The organism is Paraburkholderia suaedae, from assembly GCF_040812055.1.
Lineage (GTDB): Bacteria > Pseudomonadota > Gammaproteobacteria > Burkholderiales > Burkholderiaceae > Paraburkholderia.
Genome location: NZ_JBFOAH010000032.1, coordinates 17312 through 39401, shown reverse-complemented (window position 1 = coordinate 39401; position 22090 = coordinate 17312). Strand labels below are relative to the sequence as shown.

General features: G+C 63.2%; 22 protein-coding genes and 1 tRNA gene. 7 read left to right on the top strand and 16 right to left on the bottom strand.

Features of this window, described 5'->3' with window-relative positions:
• Window positions 1-7: 7 nt before the first annotated feature.
• The 10 genes from ABQJ48_RS31350 to ABQJ48_RS31305 form a co-directional block, all read right to left on the bottom strand.
• Window positions 8-610, bottom strand: a complete 603-nt coding sequence (locus tag ABQJ48_RS31350) for an NADH-quinone oxidoreductase subunit C (RefSeq protein ID WP_367841822.1) — start codon at window positions 608-610, stop codon at window positions 8-10.
• Between the two features lie 23 nt (window positions 611-633).
• Window positions 634-1113, bottom strand: coding sequence for a NuoB/complex I 20 kDa subunit family protein (locus ABQJ48_RS31345; RefSeq protein WP_006052903.1), 480 nt, complete (start codon window positions 1111-1113; stop codon window positions 634-636).
• Window positions 1114-1176: 63 nt separating this feature from the next.
• Window positions 1177-1536: an NADH-quinone oxidoreductase subunit A gene (locus tag ABQJ48_RS31340; RefSeq protein ID WP_013339872.1), complete on the bottom strand. Its 360-nt coding sequence runs from the start codon at window positions 1534-1536 to the stop codon at window positions 1177-1179.
• Between the two features lie 162 nt (window positions 1537-1698).
• Window positions 1699-1783, bottom strand: a tRNA-Leu gene (locus ABQJ48_RS31335).
• Window positions 1784-1895: 112 nt separating this feature from the next.
• Window positions 1896-2282: a preprotein translocase subunit SecG gene (gene secG / locus ABQJ48_RS31330; RefSeq protein ID WP_367841821.1), complete on the bottom strand. Its 387-nt coding sequence runs from the start codon at window positions 2280-2282 to the stop codon at window positions 1896-1898.
• Between the two features lie 82 nt (window positions 2283-2364).
• The gene (tpiA, locus tag ABQJ48_RS31325; protein WP_367841820.1) at window positions 2365-3147 is read right to left on the bottom strand and encodes a triose-phosphate isomerase; all 783 of its coding nucleotides are present in this window, start codon (window positions 3145-3147) and stop codon (window positions 2365-2367) included.
• Window positions 3148-3296: 149 nt separating this feature from the next.
• The gene (locus ABQJ48_RS31320; RefSeq protein WP_367841818.1) at window positions 3297-4325 is read right to left on the bottom strand and encodes an NAD(P)H-quinone oxidoreductase; all 1029 of its coding nucleotides are present in this window, start codon (window positions 4323-4325) and stop codon (window positions 3297-3299) included.
• 205 nt (window positions 4326-4530) lie between these two features.
• Window positions 4531-6672 carry a polyribonucleotide nucleotidyltransferase gene (gene pnp / locus ABQJ48_RS31315; RefSeq protein WP_367841856.1) on the bottom strand — a complete coding sequence of 714 codons (2142 nt, stop codon included), beginning with the start codon at window positions 6670-6672 and terminating at the stop codon, window positions 4531-4533.
• A gap of 395 nt (window positions 6673-7067) precedes the next feature.
• Window positions 7068-7340 carry a 30S ribosomal protein S15 gene (gene rpsO, locus ABQJ48_RS31310; protein ID WP_149673734.1) on the bottom strand — a complete coding sequence of 91 codons (273 nt, stop codon included), beginning with the start codon at window positions 7338-7340 and terminating at the stop codon, window positions 7068-7070.
• Between the two features lie 228 nt (window positions 7341-7568).
• Window positions 7569-8972: a branched-chain amino acid ABC transporter substrate-binding protein gene (locus tag ABQJ48_RS31305; RefSeq protein ID WP_473094217.1), complete on the bottom strand. Its 1404-nt coding sequence runs from the start codon at window positions 8970-8972 to the stop codon at window positions 7569-7571.
• A gap of 188 nt (window positions 8973-9160) precedes the next feature.
• Here ABQJ48_RS31305 and ABQJ48_RS31300 point away from each other — a divergent pair, with 188 nt between their 5' ends.
• Window positions 9161-9712: a hypothetical protein gene (locus ABQJ48_RS31300; RefSeq protein WP_367841816.1), complete on the top strand. Its 552-nt coding sequence runs from the start codon at window positions 9161-9163 to the stop codon at window positions 9710-9712.
• Window positions 9713-9873: 161 nt separating this feature from the next.
• Here ABQJ48_RS31300 and ABQJ48_RS31295 read toward each other — a convergent pair whose 3' ends face one another.
• The 6 genes from ABQJ48_RS31295 to ABQJ48_RS31270 all read right to left on the bottom strand — a co-directional run bounded on the left by ABQJ48_RS31295 (window position 9874) and on the right by ABQJ48_RS31270 (window position 17023).
• On the bottom strand, window positions 9874-11421 hold the full coding sequence (locus ABQJ48_RS31295; RefSeq protein ID WP_367841815.1) for a 2-isopropylmalate synthase: 1548 nt from the start codon (window positions 11419-11421) through the stop codon (window positions 9874-9876).
• 369 nt (window positions 11422-11790) lie between these two features.
• On the bottom strand, window positions 11791-12660 hold the full coding sequence (gene pssA / locus ABQJ48_RS31290; RefSeq protein ID WP_367841814.1) for a CDP-diacylglycerol--serine O-phosphatidyltransferase: 870 nt from the start codon (window positions 12658-12660) through the stop codon (window positions 11791-11793).
• A 23-nt stretch (window positions 12661-12683) separates the two neighbouring features.
• Window positions 12684-13322: a phosphatidylserine decarboxylase gene (locus ABQJ48_RS31285; RefSeq protein ID WP_367841813.1), complete on the bottom strand. Its 639-nt coding sequence runs from the start codon at window positions 13320-13322 to the stop codon at window positions 12684-12686.
• 153 nt (window positions 13323-13475) lie between these two features.
• A complete protein-coding gene (gene ilvC, locus ABQJ48_RS31280; RefSeq protein ID WP_149673740.1) occupies window positions 13476-14492 on the bottom strand; it encodes a ketol-acid reductoisomerase in 1017 nt (338 codons plus the stop codon).
• 141 nt (window positions 14493-14633) lie between these two features.
• Complete coding sequence (ilvN, locus tag ABQJ48_RS31275) at window positions 14634-15125, bottom strand: acetolactate synthase small subunit (protein WP_367841812.1); 492 nt, start codon at window positions 15123-15125, stop codon at window positions 14634-14636.
• Window positions 15126-15259: 134 nt separating this feature from the next.
• Window positions 15260-17023, bottom strand: coding sequence for an acetolactate synthase 3 catalytic subunit (locus ABQJ48_RS31270; RefSeq protein WP_367841811.1), 1764 nt, complete (start codon window positions 17021-17023; stop codon window positions 15260-15262).
• A 360-nt stretch (window positions 17024-17383) separates the two neighbouring features.
• Between ABQJ48_RS31270 and ABQJ48_RS31265 the strand changes: the two genes are divergently transcribed.
• From ABQJ48_RS31265 to ABQJ48_RS31240, 6 genes are all read left to right on the top strand, one after another.
• Window positions 17384-17947, top strand: a complete 564-nt coding sequence (locus tag ABQJ48_RS31265; RefSeq protein WP_367841810.1) for an RNA polymerase sigma factor — start codon at window positions 17384-17386, stop codon at window positions 17945-17947.
• Complete coding sequence (locus tag ABQJ48_RS31260) at window positions 17944-18366, top strand: DUF3619 family protein (protein ID WP_367841809.1); 423 nt, start codon at window positions 17944-17946, stop codon at window positions 18364-18366. The genes ABQJ48_RS31265 and ABQJ48_RS31260 overlap by 4 nt, the downstream gene beginning before the upstream one ends.
• Before the next feature lie 16 nt (window positions 18367-18382).
• Window positions 18383-19150, top strand: a complete 768-nt coding sequence (locus ABQJ48_RS31255) for a DUF3106 domain-containing protein (protein WP_367841808.1) — start codon at window positions 18383-18385, stop codon at window positions 19148-19150.
• Between the two features lie 12 nt (window positions 19151-19162).
• Complete coding sequence (locus ABQJ48_RS31250) at window positions 19163-19684, top strand: RDD family protein (RefSeq protein ID WP_367841807.1); 522 nt, start codon at window positions 19163-19165, stop codon at window positions 19682-19684.
• Window positions 19685-20066: 382 nt separating this feature from the next.
• Window positions 20067-21008, top strand: coding sequence for a UDP-2,3-diacylglucosamine diphosphatase (locus ABQJ48_RS31245; protein WP_367841806.1), 942 nt, complete (start codon window positions 20067-20069; stop codon window positions 21006-21008).
• A 41-nt stretch (window positions 21009-21049) separates the two neighbouring features.
• The gene (locus ABQJ48_RS31240; RefSeq protein WP_367841805.1) at window positions 21050-22081 is read left to right on the top strand and encodes a glycosyltransferase family 4 protein; all 1032 of its coding nucleotides are present in this window, start codon (window positions 21050-21052) and stop codon (window positions 22079-22081) included.
• The last annotated feature ends 9 nt before the right edge of the window (window positions 22082-22090 follow it).

Genomic DNA, 22090 nt, shown 5'->3' with positions numbered 1-22090 from the left:
CGTTCTCTTAGTGTTTCAGACCGCCATAGCGATCCTCGCGGATCACGCGCGGCGTGATTTCCCGCGGCTCGATCGTCACAGGCTGATAGACGACGCGCTTCTCTTCCGGGTCGTAACGCATTTCGACGTAGCCGGACACAGGGAAATCTTTACGGAACGGGTGACCGATGAATCCGTAGTCGGTGAGGATGCGGCGCAGGTCCGGGTGGCCTTCGAAGACGATGCCGTACAGGTCGAATGCTTCGCGCTCGTACCAGTTCACCGAATTCCAGACGTCGACGACTGACGGCAGGATCGGCACTTCGTCGTCCGGTGCGAACACGCGCAAACGCAAACGCCAGTTGTTCTGCACCGACAACAAATGCAGAACGGCCGCGAAACGCGGACCGTCGTACGCGCCGTCGCCATAGGTTTGATAGTCGACGCCGCACAGATCCATGCACTGCTCAAAACCGAGCGAGCGGTCGTCGCGCAGACGCGTTGCCACGCTGACGTAGTCGCTTGCCTTCACGACGATCGTCAACTCACCGATTGCCTCGGTGGTGCTCAACAGGAGGCCGCCAAAGGCCGCCTCGAGGTTCGCTTTCAAGGTCTGGAGTTTGCTTGCCATATTGTGGGGAAGAGGCGTTGGCCTTATTGACGGGCGATGGTGTTGGTACGGCGAATCTTGGCCTGCAACTGGATCACGCCGTACACCAGCGCTTCTGCGGTGGGCGGGCAACCCGGCACGTAGACGTCGACCGGCACGATCCGGTCACAGCCGCGCACCACCGAATAGGAGTAGTGGTAATAGCCGCCGCCGTTCGCGCACGAGCCCATCGAAATCACCCAGCGGGGCTCGGCCATCTGGTCGTAGACCTTGCGCAGAGCGGGCGCCATCTTGTTGCACAGCGTGCCGGCCACGATCATCACGTCCGATTGACGCGGACTCGGGCGAAACACCACGCCGAAGCGGTCGAGGTCATAACGGGCAGCGCCCGCATGCATCATCTCGACAGCGCAACAAGCAAGACCGAACGTCATCGGCCACAACGAGCCGGTGCGCGTCCAGTTGATCAGTTTGTCTGCCGTAGTGGTGACAAACCCTTCCTTCAAGACCCCTTCGATACTCATTTGCTTTCCACTCCATACGGGGCGGCAAGCGTTGGCCACCCACGCAAACCGGCGATTAATCCATCATTCCCAGTCGAGACCGCCTTTCTTCCAGATATAGGCGAAGCCCAGCAGGAATTCGAGCAGGAAAATCATCATTGCCATGAAGCCGGGCCAGCCGATATCGCGCAGGGCCACGCCCCACGGAAACAGGAACGCGGTTTCAAGGTCAAAAATGATGAAGAGAATGGCGACGAGGTAATAGCGCACGTCGAACTTCATGCGCGCATCTTCGAATGCTTCGAAGCCGCACTCGTACGGTGCGTTTTTCTCGGTATCGGGCTTGTTGGGACCAAGAATCTTGCCGATACTGACCAGCGCTACGCCTAAACCGGTGCCTACAACGAGGAACAACAAGACGGGGAAATAGGCTGCGAGGTTCAAGACTATCCTCAATCGGTTGGTTCTGAGTGCCGTCAGGAGCATAGCACTCCTGACGCGGAATCACTTCCGAAACGCACGCGCCGCAAGCCCACCGCAAGCCGTGCGCTGAAAGTGAAAATGCCAGCCGAAGCGAAGCAAGCGGCTGGCATTTAGATAACATTTTGGTGCCGACGGCGAGACTCGAACTCGCACAGCTTTCGCCACTACCCCCTCAAGATAGCGTGTCTACCAATTTCACCACGTCGGCACTGCATGCAATCCGGGAAAACAACTTATAAAACCCGCGAATCGCTTCAAGACTCAAATTATAACGTGCCTAAACAGTTTGTTCAACGCATGAAACGCACTCTGAACGAAAATTATTTCGGCACGTCAGTTGCCGGAACGGACGCGGCCGATGCCGGCGATGCCGCCAAAGCGGCGGAGCCAGCGGCCGGTGCCGAAGCAGCGGATGTAGCAGCCGGCGCGGTCACGGCCGCGCCGAGGACGCCTGCAGAAGGCTTCGCCCGATACGCGCCGAGATAAGTGAGCGCCAGCGTCGTAACGAAGAACACCGCCGCGAGCACTGCCGTGGTACGCGACAAAAAGTTCGCCGAGCCGGTGGCGCCGAACAGGCTACCCGATGCGCCACTGCCGAAAGCGGCACCCATATCGGCGCCTTTGCCGTGCTGTAGCAACACGAGACCGATGACCCCGAGTGCGGACAACAGCTGAACGACGATAATCAATGTTTTCAAATACAGCATCACACTCACCTGGGTCTTTATTTAACCGCGCCACACAGAGCGTGTTTCGCGGGATGGGTCGTCCTCGCCGAGACGCCCTGCCTTAACCGGCGACGCTGGTTGCGGCCGCCGCCTTGCAGATCGCCAGGAAATCCTGGTCCTTCAACGACGCGCCGCCGATCAGGCCGCCGTCGATATCCGGTTGACGGAACAATTCTTCCGCATTTTCCGGCTTCACGCTGCCGCCGTACAGCAGCGGCACCTCCGCCACCGCGTCGCCCTTTGCCGCCAGGCGCGAACGCAAATACGCATGAACTGCCTGCGCCTGATCGGCGCTCGCGCTCTTGCCGGTGCCGATCGCCCAGACCGGCTCGTAGGCGACGACCAGACGGGTCGCTTCCTGTACAGACAGTTTCGCCAGCACTTCGTCGAGTTGCGTGCCGACCACCTGCTCGGTCGAGCCGGCTTCACGCTCTTCGAGCGTTTCGCCCACGCAAACGATAGGCACCAGACCTGCTTCCAGCGCGCGCTGCGTCTTCACCGCAACCAGTTCGGCGCTTTCCCGGTGATAGGCTCGGCGCTCCGAGTGTCCGACGATCGCCAACGTGGCGCCGAAATCCGTCACCATTGGCGCAGCCACTTCGCCCGTATAGGCGCCGTGCGTGAACGCGGACACGTCTTGCACGCCCCACGCGACGGGACTGCCTTGCAGCAACGACTGAGCCTGCGCGAGATAGAGGCTCGGCACGCACACGCCAACGCGCACGTCGGCCGGCAGTTCGCCCGCGCCTCGTGCCACGGCCTGGAGGAGCGTGACATTCGCGGCGAGACGCCCATGCATCTTCCAGTTACCGACTACCAGTTTGGCTCGTTGTCGTTTCGACATCGTCTCGTCATGTTCCGTCTTTTGCTTCACTTCGCTTCACTTCATTCGCGCTGACAGTCCGCCTTTCGGAATCATTCTGCGTGCGCAAAACGTGCAATTTTACTGCGTGGGGTGGACCGGGTCAAACACACCCTGTCAAACAGACCGCGTCAACCCGCCATGTCAGCGTCCTGATCCCAGGCCAGCACGATCTTGCCGACATGCGTGCTGCTTTCCATCAACGCGTGTGCATCGGCCGCCTGCGCGGCCGGGAACACGCGATGCACCACCGGCTTGATGCGCCCCGCTTCCAGATGCGGCCACACCTGCTCTTTCAGTTGCGCGGCAATCCTCGCTTTGAATTCGACCGGACGCGGACGCAACGTCGAGCCAGTCACGGTCAAGCGCCGGCGCAACACCTCGTTCAGATTGAGCTCCGCTTTGGCGCCGCCCAGCAAGGCGATCACGACGATGCGGCCGCCCTCGGCCAAAGCCGTGAGTTCGCGCGGCACGTAGCTGCCCGCCACCATGTCGAGGACCACGTCGACGCCGCGGTCGTTGGTGAGCGACTTGATCACCTCGACGAAATCTTCCGTCTTGTAGTTGATTGCACGCTCAGCGCCCAACGCCTCGCACGCACGGCACTTTTCATCCGAACCGGCCGTTGCGAACACGCGAAAACCGAGCGCGTGCGCAATCTGGATCGCTGTCACGCCGATGCCGCTCGAGCCGCCCTGCACGAGCAGCGTTTCGTTCGGCGCGCCTTCGCCCTTGCCGAGCTGCGCTCGGTCGAACACGTTGCTCCATACGGTGAAGAACGTCTCGGGCAACGAAGCCGCTTCCACATCCGACAACCCCGCCGGCACCGGCAGACACTGCAGCAGCGGCGCGGCCGCATACTCGGCGTAGCCGCCGCCGGCCAGCAATGCGCACACGCGATCGCCGATTTTCAGCCCGAACGGGTTGTTCTTTTCGTCGATCGTTCCGCCGACGATCTCGCCCGCCACTTCCAGCCCCGGCAGGTCGGATGCGCCCGGCGGCGGCGCGTAGCCGCCCTTGCGCTGGAACACATCCGGACGATTGATGCCCGATGCCGCCACCTTGATCAGCACCTCGCCCGCTTTGGGCTGCGGCGTGGGGCGCTCGGCCAGCTTGAGGACGTCCGGCGCACCGAACTCGGTGATTTCGATCGCTTTCATCTGTGTCAACTCCAGGATTGGATTGCGTTGCATACCCTTGCTCGCCGCCAGAGCCGCGAATCGTCTGACCTGCGGCGCAGCGCCCATCCGAATAGAGTACCCGCTTGTGCGCGTACGCATATGTGCGCAATGCAATCCACCCTGCACCCTGCATGAAAAACGGCCGGCGCGCATTCACGCTGCCGGCCGTCGCCCTGCTACCGCATTACTGCGGCGTCGGTTCTCCGTGCGGCGCGCCGTTCGCGGTCTCGTTCAGCAACGCCTTGGCCGACAAACGCACGCGGCCCTTCTCGTCCGTCTGGATGACCTTGACCTTCACCTGCTGGCCGTCCTTCAGATAGTCGTTGATGTCCTTGATACGCTCGTTGGCAATTTCGGAGATGTGCAGCAGACCGTCCTTGCCCGGCAGGATGTTCACGATCGCGCCGAAATCGAGCAGTTTGAGCACGGTGCCTTCGTACACCTGGCCCACTTCGACCTCGAGCGTGATGTTCTCGATACGCTTCTTCGCTTCGGCCATCCCTTCGCTGCTCGTGCTCGCGATGGTGACCACGCCGTCGTCCGAAATGTCGATCGTCGTGCCGGTTTCCTCAGTCAGCGCGCGGATCACCGAACCGCCCTTGCCGATCACGTCGCGGATCTTTTCCGGGTTGATCTTGATGGTGATCATGCGCGGTGCGAACTCCGACAACTGCGTGTTCGCGCCCGACACCGCCGAGGTCATCTTGCCGAGGATGTGCATACGGCCTTCCTTCGCTTGCGCGAGAGCGACCTGCATGATTTCCTTGGTGATGCCCTGAATCTTGATGTCCATCTGCAGCGCGGTCACGCCTTGCTCGGTACCCGCCACCTTGAAGTCCATGTCGCCGAGGTGGTCTTCGTCGCCGAGGATGTCGGTCAGCACCGCGAAACGATTGCCTTCGAGGATCAGGCCCATCGCGATGCCAGCAACGTGCGCCTTCATCGGGACACCGGCGTCCATCAGCGCGAGGCAGCCGCCGCACACCGAAGCCATCGACGACGAACCGTTCGATTCGGTGATTTCCGAGACGACGCGGATCGAGTAGCCGAATTCATCCGCGCTCGGCAGACACGCGGCCAGCGCACGCTTGGCGAGGCGGCCGTGACCAATTTCACGGCGCTTGGGCGAACCGACGCGGCCGGTTTCCCCAGTCGCGAACGGCGGCATGTTGTAGTGAAGCATGAAGCGTTCACGGTACTCGCCTTCGAGCGCGTCGATGTTCTGCTCGTCGCCCTTCGTGCCCAGCGTGGCAATAACCAGCGCTTGTGTTTCGCCGCGGGTGAAAAGCGCCGAACCGTGGGTACGGGGCAACACGCCGGTACGGATTTCGATCGGGCGCACGGTGCGCGTGTCGCGGCCGTCGATACGCGGCTCGCCGTTCAGGATCTGGGTACGGACGATCTTCGCTTCGATGTCAAACAGCACGTTGCCGACCGTGGCCTTGTCGGCCGCCACGGTGCCCGCTGCCGCGGCTTCTTCCTCGAGCTTGGCCGAGGTGGCGGCGTAGACTTCCTTGAGCCTGGCCGAGCGCGCCTGTTTGTCGCGCAGCTGGTAAGCGGCGAGCAGATTGGCTTGCGCCAGTTCGGTCACGCGCGCAATCAGCTGCTCGTTCTTCGCCGCCGGTTGCCAGTCCCATTCCGGCTTGCCGCCTTCGCGGACCAGATCGTGGATCGCGTCGATCGCGATCTGCATCTGCTCATGGCCGAACACCACGCCACCGAGCATCACTTCTTCGCTCAGTTGCTGCGCTTCCGATTCCACCATCAGCACCGCGCGTTCCGTACCGGCGACGATCAGGTCGAGCGCCGATTCCTTCATTTGCGCACGCGTCGGGTTCAACACATATTCGTTGTTGATGTAGGCCACGCGCGCTGCGCCGACCGGGCCGTTGAACGGCAGACCGGACACCGCGAGTGCTGCCGACGCGCCGATCAGCGCGGGAATGTCGGCGGGAATGTCCGGGTTCAGCGACAGCACGTGGATCACGACCTGGACTTCGTTGTAGAAGCCTTCCGGGAAGAGCGGGCGCAGCGGACGGTCGATCAGGCGCGACACCAGCGTCTCGCCCTCCGACGGACGGCCTTCGCGACGGAAAAAGCCACCCGGAATCTTGCCGGCGGCATAGGTCTTTTCGAGGTAGTCGACGGTCAGCGGGAAGAAATCCTGACCCGGCTTGGCCGTCTTGGCGCCGACCACGGTGGCCAGCACGACGGTGTCCTCGACGTCCACGATCACCGCGCCGCCCGCCTGGCGAGCGACTTCACCGGTTTCGAGGCGAACGTTATGTTGTCCCCACTTGAACTCTTTGACGACCTTATTGAACATAGTCATTGCTTTTCCTCATCGTAATGCCGCGCGGACCAGAAGCGGCGCGGCAACGCCAGACCGGCGCCGCATGAGAGGAGTAGTGTTATGCCATTCCAGAGAACCGCGCCCAAACGAAAGTACGCGCGCGAACCGCTGGAATGACACAAAGCTCCGCCCTGAGGCCCGGCCGTGTTTCTTTTTTTGCTGCCTGCTCTACTGCCTGATTGACTACCTGTTACTGCCTGGGCCACTGCCCTGGTTACTGCAAGTCCTGCGCTTTCCGGCAACCGCCGAATGAACCGGCGCGCCACTGCAGAGCACAAGCGATGCGCACCACATGGAGCACACCGTGAAAAAACAAAATGCCTGCATCAGTGGAACTGACACAGGCATCTTGCTGAACGACTGGCCGATTACTTACGCAGACCCAGCTTCTCGATCAGGCTGCGGTAACGATCCGCGTCCTTGCCCTTCAGATAGTCGAGCAGCTTACGACGGCGGCTCACCATGCGCAGCAGACCGCGGCGGCTGTGGTGATCTTTCGCGTGCGCCTTGAAGTGAACGGTCAGTTCGTTGATGCGGGTCGTGAGCAGCGCGACCTGAACTTCGGGGGAGCCGGTGTCGTTGGCTGCGCGTGCGAATTGCGCAACGACTTCGGACTTCTTGCTTGTTTCAACTGCGGACATGTCGATTTCCTTGAGAACTAGACAGGCGGTCACGGAAGAAAGGCCGTGCCGTGAAATACCCCGCGTGGCGAACAACCAAGACAGGTTGCTTCCCAACGGGACGCGTATTGTAGCACAGCAGAGCTTAGCCGCGAACGGGGCGGCCCCGGCCCAGATCGCGCGAGGCGCGGCCCGCGCCGCGCCCTGCCGGGCCCTGTACTGCGGCCGCGTGCACCGCCTGGCCGCCCATCAGGGCCGCTGCATCTTGCAGACGGTCGGCAGCACGGTGCGTTCGGGCGGCAAGGCCAGCACCGTGCGGAAGCCGTAGCCCGAGCCTTCGTTGTCGAAGCGCACGCCCGGCTGGCCGGCTTTGTCCATCTGCATCACGTACAGCGGCTGGATCAGTTGATGGTCGTCGGCGCGCATGTACGATGCATGGAAGCCGTTGTCGAACCGGATGCCTTCCAGCGCGCGGGCGACCACCGCCGGGTCCGCGCTGCGGGCGCGGTTCATCGCCGCGGCCAGGGTTTCGACCATCAACGGCATGCGCAGCACCGGGTAATCGTCCTGCGCCGCGGGGAAACGGGTCCGGAATGCGGCGTACCACGCGTCGGAAGCGGCGCCGCCCGCGTTCGGATGCCAGTCGGCGACCGCGATGACGCGGCCGACACCGGCGTCGCCCAGCGCGGCGGGGGCGCCCAGGCTGTTGCCGTAGAACGTGTAGAACCTGGTGTCGAGCCCCTGCTCGCGCGCGGCCTTGACGAGCAGCGTCAGGTCGTTGCCCCAGTTGCCCGTGATGACCGCGTCCGCGCCGCTCGCACGGATCTTCGCGATGTAGGGTGCAAAGTCTTTCACGCGGCCGATAGGATGAAACTCGTCGCCGACCACCGCGATATCGGGGCGCTTCACCGCAAGCGCCGAACGCGCCAGGCTGCTCACATCGTGGCCGAAGCTGTAGTCCTGGTTGAGCAGATACACTTTCTTCACGGCACGGTCGCGCTGTATGACGTCGGCCAGCGCATCCATGCGCATGCCCGCGTGAGCGTCGAAGCGGAAGTGCCAGAAGCTGCATTCGGCGTTGGTCAGCGCGGGGTCGTCGGCGGAATAGTTGAGCAACAGCGCGCGGTTGTCCGGCTCGCGGCGGTTCTGCTTGTCGATCGCGCCGATCAGCGCTGCGGCGACCGCCGAACTGTTGCCCTGCATGATGTAGCCGATATGGCGGTCGGCGGCCGCACGCAGTTGCGTGAGCGCCTCTTCGGCACTGCCTTGGCTATCCAGCACGACCAGTTCGAACGGATGCGCGCCGTCGGCCAGCTTCACGCCGCCGTGCGCGTTCACCTGCTCGATGCCGAAGCGCAGATTTCGCTCGACCGCCGCGCCCGCGTTCGCGAACGGGCCAGACATGCCCTCGATCAGCGCAAGCCGGATCGGCGTGCCGCGGGAGGTTCCGGTCGGCGAGCCGGACGGGTTTGCGGCCGAGGTCGGCACCGCATTCGCTGCGGCGGTCAGCACCGGTGTCGCCGTAGCGTGCGGCACCGGCTTCGGCACCGGATCGGCCGCCGCGTCTGCCACCGACACCCCCGCCGCATAAGCCCCCGCGGCCATCCAACATGTTGCCAGCGCCGCTGCCGCCGCCCGTTGCCACATCGCCATCGTGATCGCCCCGCCTGAATCGTCGAAGCGCGGATCATAGGACGCAGCGCACGGAATAAGCAAGCCAGCCTGCCCGTTCCGGTACGAGGCGCCCAAGCCTGCAGAAGGCGCGGATCTTTTACCGCGGCGCGTGTCAAAATGCTGCGTGTCGATGACAAAAACGCTACTAAACGCCATCGGAGGAATCCATGTCGACCCCTTATCACTCCGCGGCGGCCCTTATCGGCAAGCCAGCGGCAGCACGCCTGCGCCGCGCGGCGCTCGCCTGTCTGAGCGCGCTGGCACTGACCGGCTGCGTGCAGCCCTGGCAGCAATACAGCGCCGGCGCGGATGAATCGACCATCATCGCGCGCCTCGGGCCGCCGCGCGAAAGTTACGACCTGCCCAACGGCGGCAAGCGCCTGATGTGGCCGACCCAGCCGATGGGGGAAACCACCACCGCCGCCGACATCGACGCTGCCGGCAAGATCGTCGACGTGCGCCAGGTGCTGCAAGTCAACGAGTTCTATCGAGCCGAAATCGGCAAGTGGACCAAGAGCGACGTGCTGGTGAACTTCGGGCGCCCGGTCGAAACCGCCTACTTCCCGCTGATGAAGCGCGAGGTCTGGACCTATCGCTACCAGGAAGACAACGTCTGGTACATGATGTACAGCTTCTACTTCGACCCGCAGGGCATCTTGCGTCTCACGCAGAAAACGCCCGACCCGCTGCATGATCCGGATCGCCGCTCGTTGTTCTGAGCTGTCTTCCGAACTCGATCTGCGCCGCGCGAGGCCGATGCGTTGGTCGCGTGCGCGAAGCGCGGCAAAATAAAGCCCCGTGCCTGTCACGGCACGGGGCTTTTCCAATCGATTCCGTCAAACGCTTAGCGCTTGCGCCAGCCGCGCGCACCGCATCCATCTCACTCCGAGCGTTGCGGGTTCACCTTGTCCGCATTCGAATACAGCTTGTTGAGCGCCGAAATATACGCTTTCGCCGAAGCCGCGACGATATCCGGATCGGTGCCCACGCCATTGACGATGCGCCCGCTCTTCGACAGCCGCACGGTCACTTCGCCTTGCGCCTGCGTGCCGGTGGTGATCGCGTTGACCGAGTAGAGCAGCAGTTCGGACCCGCTGCCCACTTCCGTTTCGATTGCGTTGAGCGTCGCGTCGACGGGACCGTTGCCGCGCGCTTCACCGGTGATTTCCTTGCCCTCCACCGAGAACACGACCTTCGCGTGGGGTTGCTCGCCGGTCTCCGAATGCTGCGACAGCGCCACGAATTTGTAATGCTCGCGTTCCTGCGCTTCAGCCGATTCTTCGGTGACGATCGCAATGATGTCCTCGTCGAAGATCTCGGACTTGCGATCGGCCAGTTCCTTGAACCGCGCGAACGCGGTGTTCAATTCCGCTTCGCTGTCGAGCCCAATGCCGAGTTCCTGCAAGCGCTGCTTGAATGCATTGCGGCCCGACAACTTGCCGAGCACGATCTTGTTCGCGCTCCAGCCCACGTCTTCCGCGCGCATGATTTCGTAGGTGTCGCGCGCTTTGAGCACGCCGTCCTGGTGGATGCCGGACGCATGCGCGAACGCGTTCGCGCCGACCACCGCCTTGTTCGGCTGCACGACGAAACCGGTGATCTGCGAGACCAGCTTGGACGCCGGCACGATCTGCGTCGTATCGAGACCCAGTTCGAGGCCGAAGTAGTCCTTGCGGGTCTTGACCGCCATCACGATTTCTTCGAGCGACGTGTTGCCCGCGCGCTCGCCCAGGCCATTGATCGTGCACTCGACCTGGCGCGCGCCGCCGATCTGCACACCCGCCAGCGAATTCGCCACAGCCATACCGAGGTCGTTATGGCAATGCACCGAGAACACCGCCTTGTGCGAGTTCGGAATACGTTCGCGCAACGTCTTGACCAGCTGGCCGTAGAGTTCCGGCACGCCATAGCCGACCGTGTCGGCGATGTTGATGGTGGTCGCGCCCTCCGCGATCACCGCCTCGAGCACGCGGCACAGGAAGTCCATGTCGGACCGGCTGCCGTCTTCCGGGGAGAACTCGACGTCGTCCGTGAACTTGCGCGCGAAACGCACCGCCAGCTTCGCCTGCTCGAACACCTGGTCCGGCGTCATGCGCAGCTTCTTTTCCATGTGCAGCGGCGAGGTCGCGATGAACGTGTGAATGCGGAACTGATCGGCTGGCTTGAGGGCGTCCGCCGCGCGCTGGATGTCCTTGTCGTTCGCGCGGGCGAGCGAGCAGATCGTGCTGTCCTTGATCAGCCCCGCGATGGTGTGAATCGAATCGAAGTCGCCGTTCGAACTCGCCGCGAAACCGGCTTCGATTACGTCCACTTTCATCCGTTCGAGTTGCTTCGCGATCCGGATTTTTTCCTCTTTCGTCATCGACGCGCCGGGCGATTGCTCGCCGTCACGCAAGGTCGTGTCGAATATGATCAGTTTGTCGGACATGTCGGTCTCCTGGGGAGTCGTTCGGATGGGGGATCGGGTATTGGAGTTGGGGTGTTCGCGCCACCGCTGGCAGCGCTCAACCGCAGACGAGACAGGCCCGGGGCAAAACGACTAGCGGTGCACCGCACGGCAGCCGCGCCAAAGTCGCCGCCGGCACGCCGGGCGGTGCGCCGGCTCGTCGAGCCTCGCACGGCCGCTCAAAAGCGCACGCGAACAAAGTCATCCGACGACTATAGCGGCATTCCGGCCGCCACGCAATTAGCGTCAGGCTCGCGCTGCAAGCGCCACCTGGCGGGGTTGTCAAAAGAAAAAGCGGCAGTCCGAAGGATGCCGCTTGTTCGCGTCAATACCGGTTGCCGACGCGCTCCCCTACCTGTCGTGCGCCACCGAACGGGCTGGATTCGCCCTGCCGCGCAGCGCCTGATAGCCCCAGAACACGTAACCGGACAAGCCGTACAGCACGAACAGGCCGAACAGCATCAGCGGCGGATCGGACGACACCAGCACGAACGCGACCACCACCAGCAGAATGACACCGAACGGCACGCGATGCCGCACGTCCAGCGCTTTGCCGCTGTAGAACGGCGCATTCGACACCATCGTCACGCCGGCGTAGATGGTCAGCACAAATGCAACCCATGGCAGCCAGACCAGCTTGAGCGGCACGCGGTTGTCGGTGGCGAGCCATACGAAACCGGCGATCAATGCCGCCGCGGCCGGGCTCGGCATACCCTGGAAAAAACGCTTGTCGACGACGCCGATGTTCGTATTGAAGCGGGCGAGCCGCAAAGCCGCGCCCGAGCAATAGACGAACGCCGCGAGCCAGCCCCAGCGGCCGAGATCCTTGAGAATCCACTCGTACATCACGAGCGCCGGCGCGACGCCGAACGAGACCATGTCCGACAGGCTGTCGAACTGCTCGCCGAACGCGCTTTGCGTATGCGTCATACGCGCGACGCGCCCGTCCATGCCGTCGAGCACCATCGCCACGAAGATCGCGATGGCCGCGATCTCGAAGCGCACGTTCATTGCCTGGACGACGGCGAAGAAGCCGCAGAACAGCGCCGCCGTGGTGAACGCGTTCGGCAGCAGATAAATGCCGCGCTTTCTCAGGAACTGCTGACGCTGCGCGCGCCGGCTTTCCACGGCCGGCGACTCCGCCACGATCGGCTTGTTGCGGCGGAAAGGACGCGGCAGCGGTCCACTGTTGCGGGGTCGACGCGGTTTGAATGCGGCCATTCGGAAACCTCCTGTTTGCCGCTTCAGAGTTCAGCGAGGATGGTGGACGACGCGGACACCTTTTCGCCGATCGACACACGCGGACGGCTGCCCACCGGCAGATACACGTCGACACGCGAGCCGAAGCGGATGAATCCGTAGCGCTGACCGCGGGTCAGCGGTTCGCCCGGACGCACGTAGCAGAGAATCCGCCGCGCGATCAGCCCGGCAATCTGGACCGACGTGACCATCTGGCCGCCGGCCGTTTGGATGACCACCGCATTGCGCTCGTTTTCGAGCGATGCCTTGTCGACCGCCGCATTCAGATAGGCGCCCGGGAAGTATTCGACCTTGGAGATCGCGCCGTCCACCGGCGAGCGCTGCGAGTGGACGTTGAACACGTTCATGAACACGCTGATCTTCAGCGCTTCACGGTTCGCGTACGGATCGTACGTCGTTTCGACCGCGACGATGCGCCCGTCAGCCGGACACAGCACGGCGTTGGCCTGGGTCGGAATCGGCCGGGCCGGGTCGCGGAAGAACTGCACGATGAAGATCAGGATCAGCCAGAAGAGCCATGCAATGCCGAACCCCGCGAAGGCTTGAACCAGTAATGCAACGACGGCCGCGATGGCGATGAACGGCCAGCCTTCTCGCGCGATGATCGGATGAGGGTAATTCATGGATGGCTTCTGTTTTTTTGTAAAACCGTAGGATAGCAAAAGCCGCCCAGGGTTCAGCACCCTTGGACGGCTTTTTGATTTGTCCGGTCGCCGCGCGAATGCGCCCGACCTGACTTCAGCGGTGACTCGCCTGGCATCTAGCCGGGCGAACGATTAGTTCTTCGATTGGTCGACCAGCTTGTTCTTCGCGATCCACGGCATCATTGCGCGGAGCTTGGAACCGACCTGCTCGATCTGGTGCTCGGCCGTCAGACGGCGACGCGATTGCAGCGTCGGTGCGCCAGCCTTGTTTTCGATAATGAAGCTCTTTGCGTACTCGCCCGTCTGGATGTCGGTCAGCACGGCCTTCATCGCCTTCTTCGTTTCGGCCGTCACGATGCGCGGACCCGTCACGTACTCGCCATATTCGGCGTTGTTCGAGATCGAGTAGTTCATGTTCGCGATGCCGCCTTCGTAGATCAGGTCGACGATCAGCTTCAGTTCGTGCAGGCATTCGAAGTACGCCATTTCCGGCGCGTAGCCCGCTTCGACCAGCGTTTCGAAGCCAGCCTTGATCAGGTCGACCGTACCGCCGCACAGCACGGCCTGTTCGCCGAACAGGTCCGTTTCCGTTTCTTCGCGGAAGTTGGTTTCGATGATGCCGGCACGCCCGCCGCCGTTCGCCGCAGCGTACGACAGTGCGATGTCACGTGCTGCGCCCGACTTGTCTTGCGCGACCGCGATCAGGTGCGGCACGCCGCCACCTTGCGAGTAGGTGCCGCGAACCGTGTGGCCCGGCGCCTTCGGCGCGATCATGATGACGTCCAGATCGGCACGCGGAATCACTTGACCGTAGTGCACGTTGAAGCCGTGCGCGAAGGCGAGCGCCGCGCCTTGCTTGATGTTCGCGTGCACTTCTTTCGCGTACACGTCGGCGATCTGCTCGTCCGGCAGCAGCATCATGACGACGTCCGCGCCCTTGACGGCCTCGGCCACTTCCTTCACTTGCAGGCCAGCGTTCTCAGCCTTGCTCCACGATGCGCCGCCCTTGCGCAGACCGACCGTGATCTTTACGCCGCTTTCGCTCAGGTTCAGCGCGTGCGCATGGCCTTGCGAGCCATAGCCGATGATGGTGACCTGCTTGCCCTTGATGAGGGAGAGATCGGCGTCCTTGTCGTAGAAAACTTTCATGTCGGTTCCTTGGCTAGATTCGATGAATCAGTAAGATACAAATGTTGCGAATAGTGTCTTGCCGGCCGGGCGCGTCGGTCACTCATCGGGCGGGCCCGGCCGTTCTGTCGAGACGTTGCGTTGCGGCTGCCGCGCCGCGCGTCAAACCTTCAGAATGCGCTCGCCGCGACCGATGCCCGAACTGCCCGTGCGGACCGTTTCGAGAATCGCCGTGGAGTCGAGCCCTTCGATGAAGGCGTCGAGCTTGTCGGCCGCCCCCGTCAGTTCGATCGTGTAGGTCTTTTCGGTGACGTCGATGATGCGGCCGCGGAAAATATCCGACATCCGCTTCATCTCTTCACGCTCCTTGCCGACCGCCCTCACCTTGATCAGCATCAGCTCGCGCTCGATGTGGGCGCCCTCGGTAAGGTCGACCACTTTCACCACCTCGATCAGGCGGTTGAGATGCTTCGTGATCTGTTCGATCACGTCGTCCGAGCCAACGGAGACGATGGTCATGCGCGACAGCGAACGATCTTCGGTCGGCGCCACCGTCAAGGTTTCAATGTTATAGCCGCGTGCCGAAAAGAGACCCACCACGCGTGATAACGCGCCCGGTTCGTTTTCCAGCAGGACGGAAATGATATGTCTCATGATTCGCTTGTTCCAGATGTTTGTCGATGTCTGCGAGCGGTGCGGCGCCGCTTCGTCCGCCCGCGCCTTTTTTGAAGGCGTGCATGACGAAACCGGCGCTGGGATGCGCGCTAACGCACCCCAACGCGCCGTCGTTATAGATCTTCCGAACCCATGAGCATCTCGGTGATGCCCTTGCCGGCCTGAACCATCGGCCAGACGTTTTCCGTCGGATCGGTCTGGAAATCGAGAAACACCGTGCGATCTTTCAGCCGCAGCGCTTCCTTGAGCGCCGGCTCGACGTCAGCCGAGCGTTCGATCCGCATGCCGACGTGGCCGTAGGCTTCGGCGAGCTTCACGAAATCCGGCAGCGCGTCCATATACGAATGCGAATAGCGCTTGCTGTATTCGATCTGCTGCCACTGGCGAACCATGCCGAGATAACGGTTGTTCAGCGAGATGATTTTCACCGGTGTCTCGTACTGCTTGCAGGTCGAGAGTTCCTGGATGCACATCTGGATCGAACCTTCGCCCGTGATGCAGAGCACGTCGTCGTCCGGGTGCGCCATCTTCACGCCCATCGCCGCCGGCAGGCCGAAGCCCATCGTGCCGAGCCCCCCGGAGTTGATCCAGCGGCGCGGCTTGTTAAACCTGTAGAACTGCGCCGCCCACATCTGGTGCTGGCCGACGTCGGAACACACGAAGGCATTGCCGTCAGTCAGTTCCCACGCTTTTTCCACCACGTACTGCGGCTTGATGATGTCGCTCTTGCGGTCGAACTTCAGGCAGTCTTTCGCGCGCCAGGCTTCGATGTCCTTCCACCAGTCGGCGAGCGCCGCGGTGTCCGGGCCATGCTCGGCCGTCTGCAACTGCTCGATCAGTTCTTTCAGCACTTCCCGGACGTCGCCGACGATCGGAATGTCGACCTTGACGCGCTTGGAAATGGAAGAAGGATCGATGTCGATATGGATGATCTTTCGCGGACGCGACGCGAAGTGCGCCGGGTCGCCGATCACGCGGTCGTCAAAGCGCGCACCGATTGCGATCAGCACGTCGCAGTGCTGCATCGCCATGTTTGCTTCGTACGTGCCGTGCATGCCGAGCATGCCGAGGAATTTTTTGTCGCTCGCGCGGTAGCCGCCCAAGCCCATCAACGTGTTGGTCACCGGATAGCCGAGCAGGTCGGCGAACTGGTTCAGCTCACGCGAGGCATCCGCGAGAATGATGCCGCCGCCGGTGTAGATGTACGGACGCCTCGCCGACAGCAACAGCGAAACGGCCTTGCGGATCTGGCCCGAGTGCCCCTTCGTGACCGGGTTGTACGAGCGCAGCGATACGTTCCTGACCGGTTCGTACGGACAAGCCGCCTTCGAAACGTCTTTCGGGATGTCGATCAGCACCGGACCGGGACGGCCGGTACGGGCGATATAGAAGGCCTTCTTGACCGTGGCGGCGAGCTCGCGCACGTCCTTCACGAGGAAGTTGTGCTTCACGCACGGACGCGTGATGCCGACCGTGTCGCACTCCTGGAACGCATCCTGGCCGATTGCGGCCGTCGGCACCTGGCCGCTGATCACCACCAGCGGGATCGAATCCATGTACGCAGTGGCGATGCCCGTCACCGCATTCGTGACGCCGGGGCCGGAGGTCACGAGGCACACACCGACCTTGCCGGTGGAGCGCGCATACGCGTCGGCAGCGTGGACCGCGGCCTGCTCGTGGCGCACGAGGACGTGCTGGAATTTGTCCTGCTTGTAGAGCTCGTCGTAAATGTAGAGTACCGAGCCGCCGGGATAGCCCCAGATGAACTCGACGTCTTCGTCGGCCAGTGCTTTCATGAGCACGGTGGCGCCGATAGAGTCGGCTTCGTGAGGAGGGGTCGTATCCGACGTGGAGAATTCCGCGCTGGGCATATTCATTTATTCACCTTTCGAATTTTCGGCAAAAAATTGATCGGGTGCTCTCTGCCGGGCTTGTGGCTCGGGTTCAAGCGGCGCGTCCAGTTGACAGGTGAGCTTCTTGGGCCACACCTCAAATGAGACAAGTCACTTATGTTGCGAACCAGCGAAGATATCCGCTGGCGTTCATACGGTCAAGAAATTATTGCCTTTCGTCTGCGCGTCGATTCCGATATTGGCCGCAATCGGGCCAAATGCCGTTATCTAACTGCAAGGTAGGCCGCGTTTCCCCCAGATCGCGCAAAAGTTTGTTAGCATCCGCGAGCTTTACGACATTTTTTTACCAATACGCGCACGCTCGCTGCGCCGACCCCCAAACGGATGGCATCAGACAAGGAACTCGCCGATTTTCTGGCGGGCGTCGAAAGGCGCGCATTCAAGCAGACGGTCTACGCCGTGCGGGACGACGACGCCTCGCTCGATATCGTGCAGGACGCGATGATCAAGCTCGCCGAAAACTACGGCGACCGTCCGGCGGCCGAGTTGCCGTTGCTGTTTCAGCGTATTCTGCAGAATGCGATGCACGACTATTTCCGTCGTGCCAAAGTACGCAATACGTGGGTCAGTCTGTTTTCGTCGCTGGGCAATGCCGACGACGACGAGTTCGATCCGCTCGAAACATTCGAGGCGCAGCAGGGTTCCGCCGGCGCGGAGAGCAACGAGCAGAAACTCGAACGCGAACAGGTGTTGCAGTCGATCGACGACGAGATCCAAAAATTACCGGCACGTCAACGGGAGGCGTTTCTCATGCGTTATTGGGAAGATATGGATGTCGCCGAGACTGCCGCCGCGATGGGCTGCTCCGAGGGCAGTGTGAAAACGCACTGCTCGCGAGCCACCCACACGCTGGCGCAAGCGCTCAAGGCCAAAGGAATCACGCTATGAGCTCCCTCGAAACAAAAGAACTCGAGTTCGCGCGCCAGGTGCGCCGTGCGCTCGACGAAAACGCCGCCGGTCTTGCCCCCGCCACCGTCGATCGACTCGCCGCCGCACGCCGTGCCGCGCTCGCCCGCAAGAAGCCCGAAACCGTCAGCGCGCCGGTGTTCGCGCCGGCTTTCGCCGGCATGCCGGCCGCCCTGCCGCAAGTCGAAACCCCGCGGCGGCGCCGTTCGCCGCTGCGCCGCTTCGCGCTGGCGTGGCCGCTCGCCGCGCTCGTCGTGAGTCTCGTCGGCATTGCGTACTGGGAGGACCAGCAGCGCACCGCCGAACTCGCCGACATCGACGCCGCCATGCTCAGCGACGATCTGCCGCTCAATGCCTATCTCGACCACGGTTTCAACGCGTATCTTTCACGCGCCCATTGAGCGGGAGATTTTTCGGGTGAATTACAAGCGCGGGCTGGCGGTTGTTTTCGGATGTGCGATCGCGGCTTTGGTGTCGTTCGCCGCGACGTATCCGCGCTTTCATCCGAGCGCCCCGCCGAGCGGCGCGCCTGCGCCCGCCGGCAACGCCACCACGAAAGCGCCGGCCCCGGCGCTCGCCGTCGAATTGCCGCACTTGCCCGGCAGCAACAGCCCGATGGCATGGTCGCGCCTGAGCGCGGCCCAGCACGTCGCCCTCGCGCCGTTCGAATCGCAGTGGGATTCGTTCAGCGACGAGCGTAAGCGCAAGTGGCTCAAGATCGCATTGCGCTACCCTAAGATGTCGACCGACGCGCAAAAGCGCCTGCACGAGCGCATGACCGAATGGGTGCGCATGACGCCCGACCAGCGGCGCGTCGCCCGCGAAAACTACCAGGTGTCGAAGGAATTGCCGCGCGAGACTCGTCAGAACGCGTGGAAGGCCTACCAGCAGTTGCCCGAGGAACAGAAGGAGCGCCTTGCCGCCAGCGAGCGCAAGCGGCGGCCGAGCGTCGTCAGCGCCCCGCCGCTTGCGCACCGGGAGATCAAGGGACTCGACCGCCTCGTCAACGCGCGCGAGCACGGCGCCGGCGAACTCGCGGCCGCGAGCGCCGCGGCAGGCGCAGCGTTGCCGAGTCCGGCGGCCACCCCGGCCGCCCCGGCCATTGCGCCCGCGGGGAGTTTCGTGCCCGCCACGCCGGTGCCGGTATCGCCGGCCGAAGCGCCGTCGATTTTCAACGGCTCCTGATCGGCGTCGCCTGTGTCCGAGTCGCTCGCCCCCTCGTCCTTGGCTGTCAACGCACCCGGCACCGCCCCGACCGTTCGCCGGCGCCTTGCGGCGCTGCTCTACGAAGCGCTGATCCTGTTCGGCGTCGTGTTCATCGCCGGCTATCTGTTCAGCACGCTGACCCAACAACGCAACGGGCTGACTCATCACAACCTGCTCGCCGCGTGGATCGGCCTCGTGGTCGGCCTGTATTTCGTGTGGTTCTGGACCCACGGCGGCCAGACCCTGCCGATGAAAACCTGGCGCCTGCGCGTCGTCGCGGCCGACGGCTCGCCGCTGTCCGCGGGCCGGGCGATCGCCCGCTACCTGCTCGCGTGGCTGTGGTTCCTGCCGCCGCTCGCGCTGCATCCGCTGCTCGGGTTGCGCTTGCCGCAGACCCTGGCGATCACCGGCATCTGGTTCGTGCTGTGGGCCGCAACCGGTTTTTTCGGCACGCAGCGTCGATTCCTACACGACCGGCTCGCGGGCACGCGGGTGATTGCCGTGGCGCGATGACTTGCCCGCGGGGTGACTGCACGGGCGGAGCGTGCCACGCAGTTCGGCGGGTAGGTCGTGCGGCAAAGTTCATGACGCGGTTCATGCCCGGGTCGACAGCAACTCCGATTACGCAGTTTTCCTTACACTGTTCTCGCTACCTGGTTCTCCTTATGTCTACGCAGTTTTCGCTGCGTGGTTCTCCCTACGCAGCCCATCACCCCGCCGCTCGCATGTCCCCGACCGCTGCGCGCCCCGCTTGAACCGCTGCCCGGCGCAAACCAGACTAGCGTCCCCGCCTGCCCCCGCGATCCCCCTGCAGTAATAAGAACTTCTCATGACTGTCACGGCACCGTCACGCGCGCCGGGCCCAATACGCACACCGCCACTCGACGCGTGAGCCATGGACCCCAAACCGTCCGCGACTTCCCTGTTCCGCCAGACCGCCCCGAGCGTCGACCCTGTCGCGTTCCGCCCGGACCCGAGCCCGGCTCGCCACGGGGTGCCGCTGCCGGTGACGTCGCCGCCTGACGACCATGCCGCTCATCCCGACGACGAGCACGCCGCCTGCCATCGCTACCGCACCATCTGGCTGTCCGACATCCATCTCGGCTCGAGCGGCTGCCAGGCGCCCTATCTGCTCGACTTCCTGCGTCACAACGAGTCCGATTACCTGTATCTGGTCGGCGACATCATCGACGGCTGGCAACTCAAGAAAGGCTGGTACTGGCCGCAGGCGCATAACGACGTCGTACAGAAAGTGCTGCGCAAGGCGCGCAAAGGCACCCGGGTGATCTACGTGCCCGGCAATCACGACGAAGCCGCGCGCCAGTTCTGCGACCTCGCGTTCGGCGACATCCACGTGCGCGGCGAAGCGTTTCACACCACGCTCGCCGGGAAGCGTCTGTGGATCGTCCACGGCGATCTGTTCGATGGCGTGATCCAGCACGCCAAGTGGCTCGCCTATCTCGGCGACACGCTCTACACGATGATCCTCGTCCTGAACCGCTGGTTCAACCGCATCCGCAGCAAGCTCGGCTTTCCGTACTGGTCGCTGTCGCAGTACCTCAAGCACCAGGTGAAAAACGCGGTGAACTTCATCTCGTCGTTCGAGCGCGTGATGACCGACGAAGCGCGCCGACGTGGCTGCGACGGCGTGGTGTGCGGACACATTCACAAAGCCGAGATGCGCGACATCGACGGTGTGCTGTACTGCAACGACGGCGACTGGGTCGAGAGTCTGTCGGCGCTCGTCGAGACCCGTGAAGGCGAACTCAAGGTGATCTACTGGACCGCGCTGCACGCTGAGCAAGCCGGCGCGCAGAAAGCCGAGGCGAGCGCTTAGTTATCCTGATCTACATTGCACCCGAACCGAGGAACAAGCCGATGAAAATCATGATCGTCACCGACGCATGGGAACCGCAGGTCAACGGCGTGGTGCGTACGCTGAAAAACACCATGCGTGAACTGACCGCGCTCGGTCATCGCGTGGATCTGCTGACACCGCTCGAATTCAGAACGATCGCCTGTCCGACGTATCCGGAGATTCGCCTGTCGCTGCTGCCGCGCCGCAAGCTGGGTGCGCGCATCGCCGCCTTCGCGCCCGATGCGCTGCACATCGCCACCGAAGGCCCGCTCGGCATGGCCGCACGCGCCTACGCATTGCGCCACAAGCTGCCGTTTACGACCGCCTATCACACGCGCTTTCCGGAATACGTGCAGGCGCGTTTCGGCGTTCCGTTGGCCGCGACGTACAAATTCCTGCACTGGTTTCATAAGCCGTCGCTGGCCGTGATGGCGCCCACGCCGGTCGTCAAGCAGGACCTCGAGAAGTTCGGCTTCACGAACGTCGTGCTGTGGACCCGCGGTGTCGATCTGAAAATTTTCCACCCAATGGACTCGAAGGTGCTCAACTCCGCGCGGCCGATCTTTCTGTACGTCGGACGCGTGGCCGTCGAGAAGAACGTCGAGGCGTTTTTGCAGCTCGATCTGCCCGGCTCGAAGTGGGTCGCGGGCGAAGGCCCGGCGCTCGCCGAACTGAAGTCGCGCTATCCGCAAGCGAACTATCTGGGCGTGCTCACACAAGCGGAACTCGCGAAGGTGTACGCGGCGGCCGACGTGTTCGTGTTCCCGAGCCGCACGGATACCTTCGGCCTCGTGCTGCTCGAAGCGCTCGCGTGCGGCACGCCGGTCGCGGCCTATCCTGTCACGGGTCCGATCGACGTGCTGGGCGACGGCGGCGCGGGTGCGATGCACGAAGACCTGCGCGAGGCCTGTCTGGAAGCGCTGAAGATCGATCGCCATGAGGCGCGTGCGTGGGCGGAACGCTTCTCGTGGGCGGCCGCGTCCGCGCAGTTCGCGTCGCACCTCAAGCCGCTGCCGCACGCGTCGTATCGCGAGGAAAGCGCCGCCGCGTGACGCGGCGCG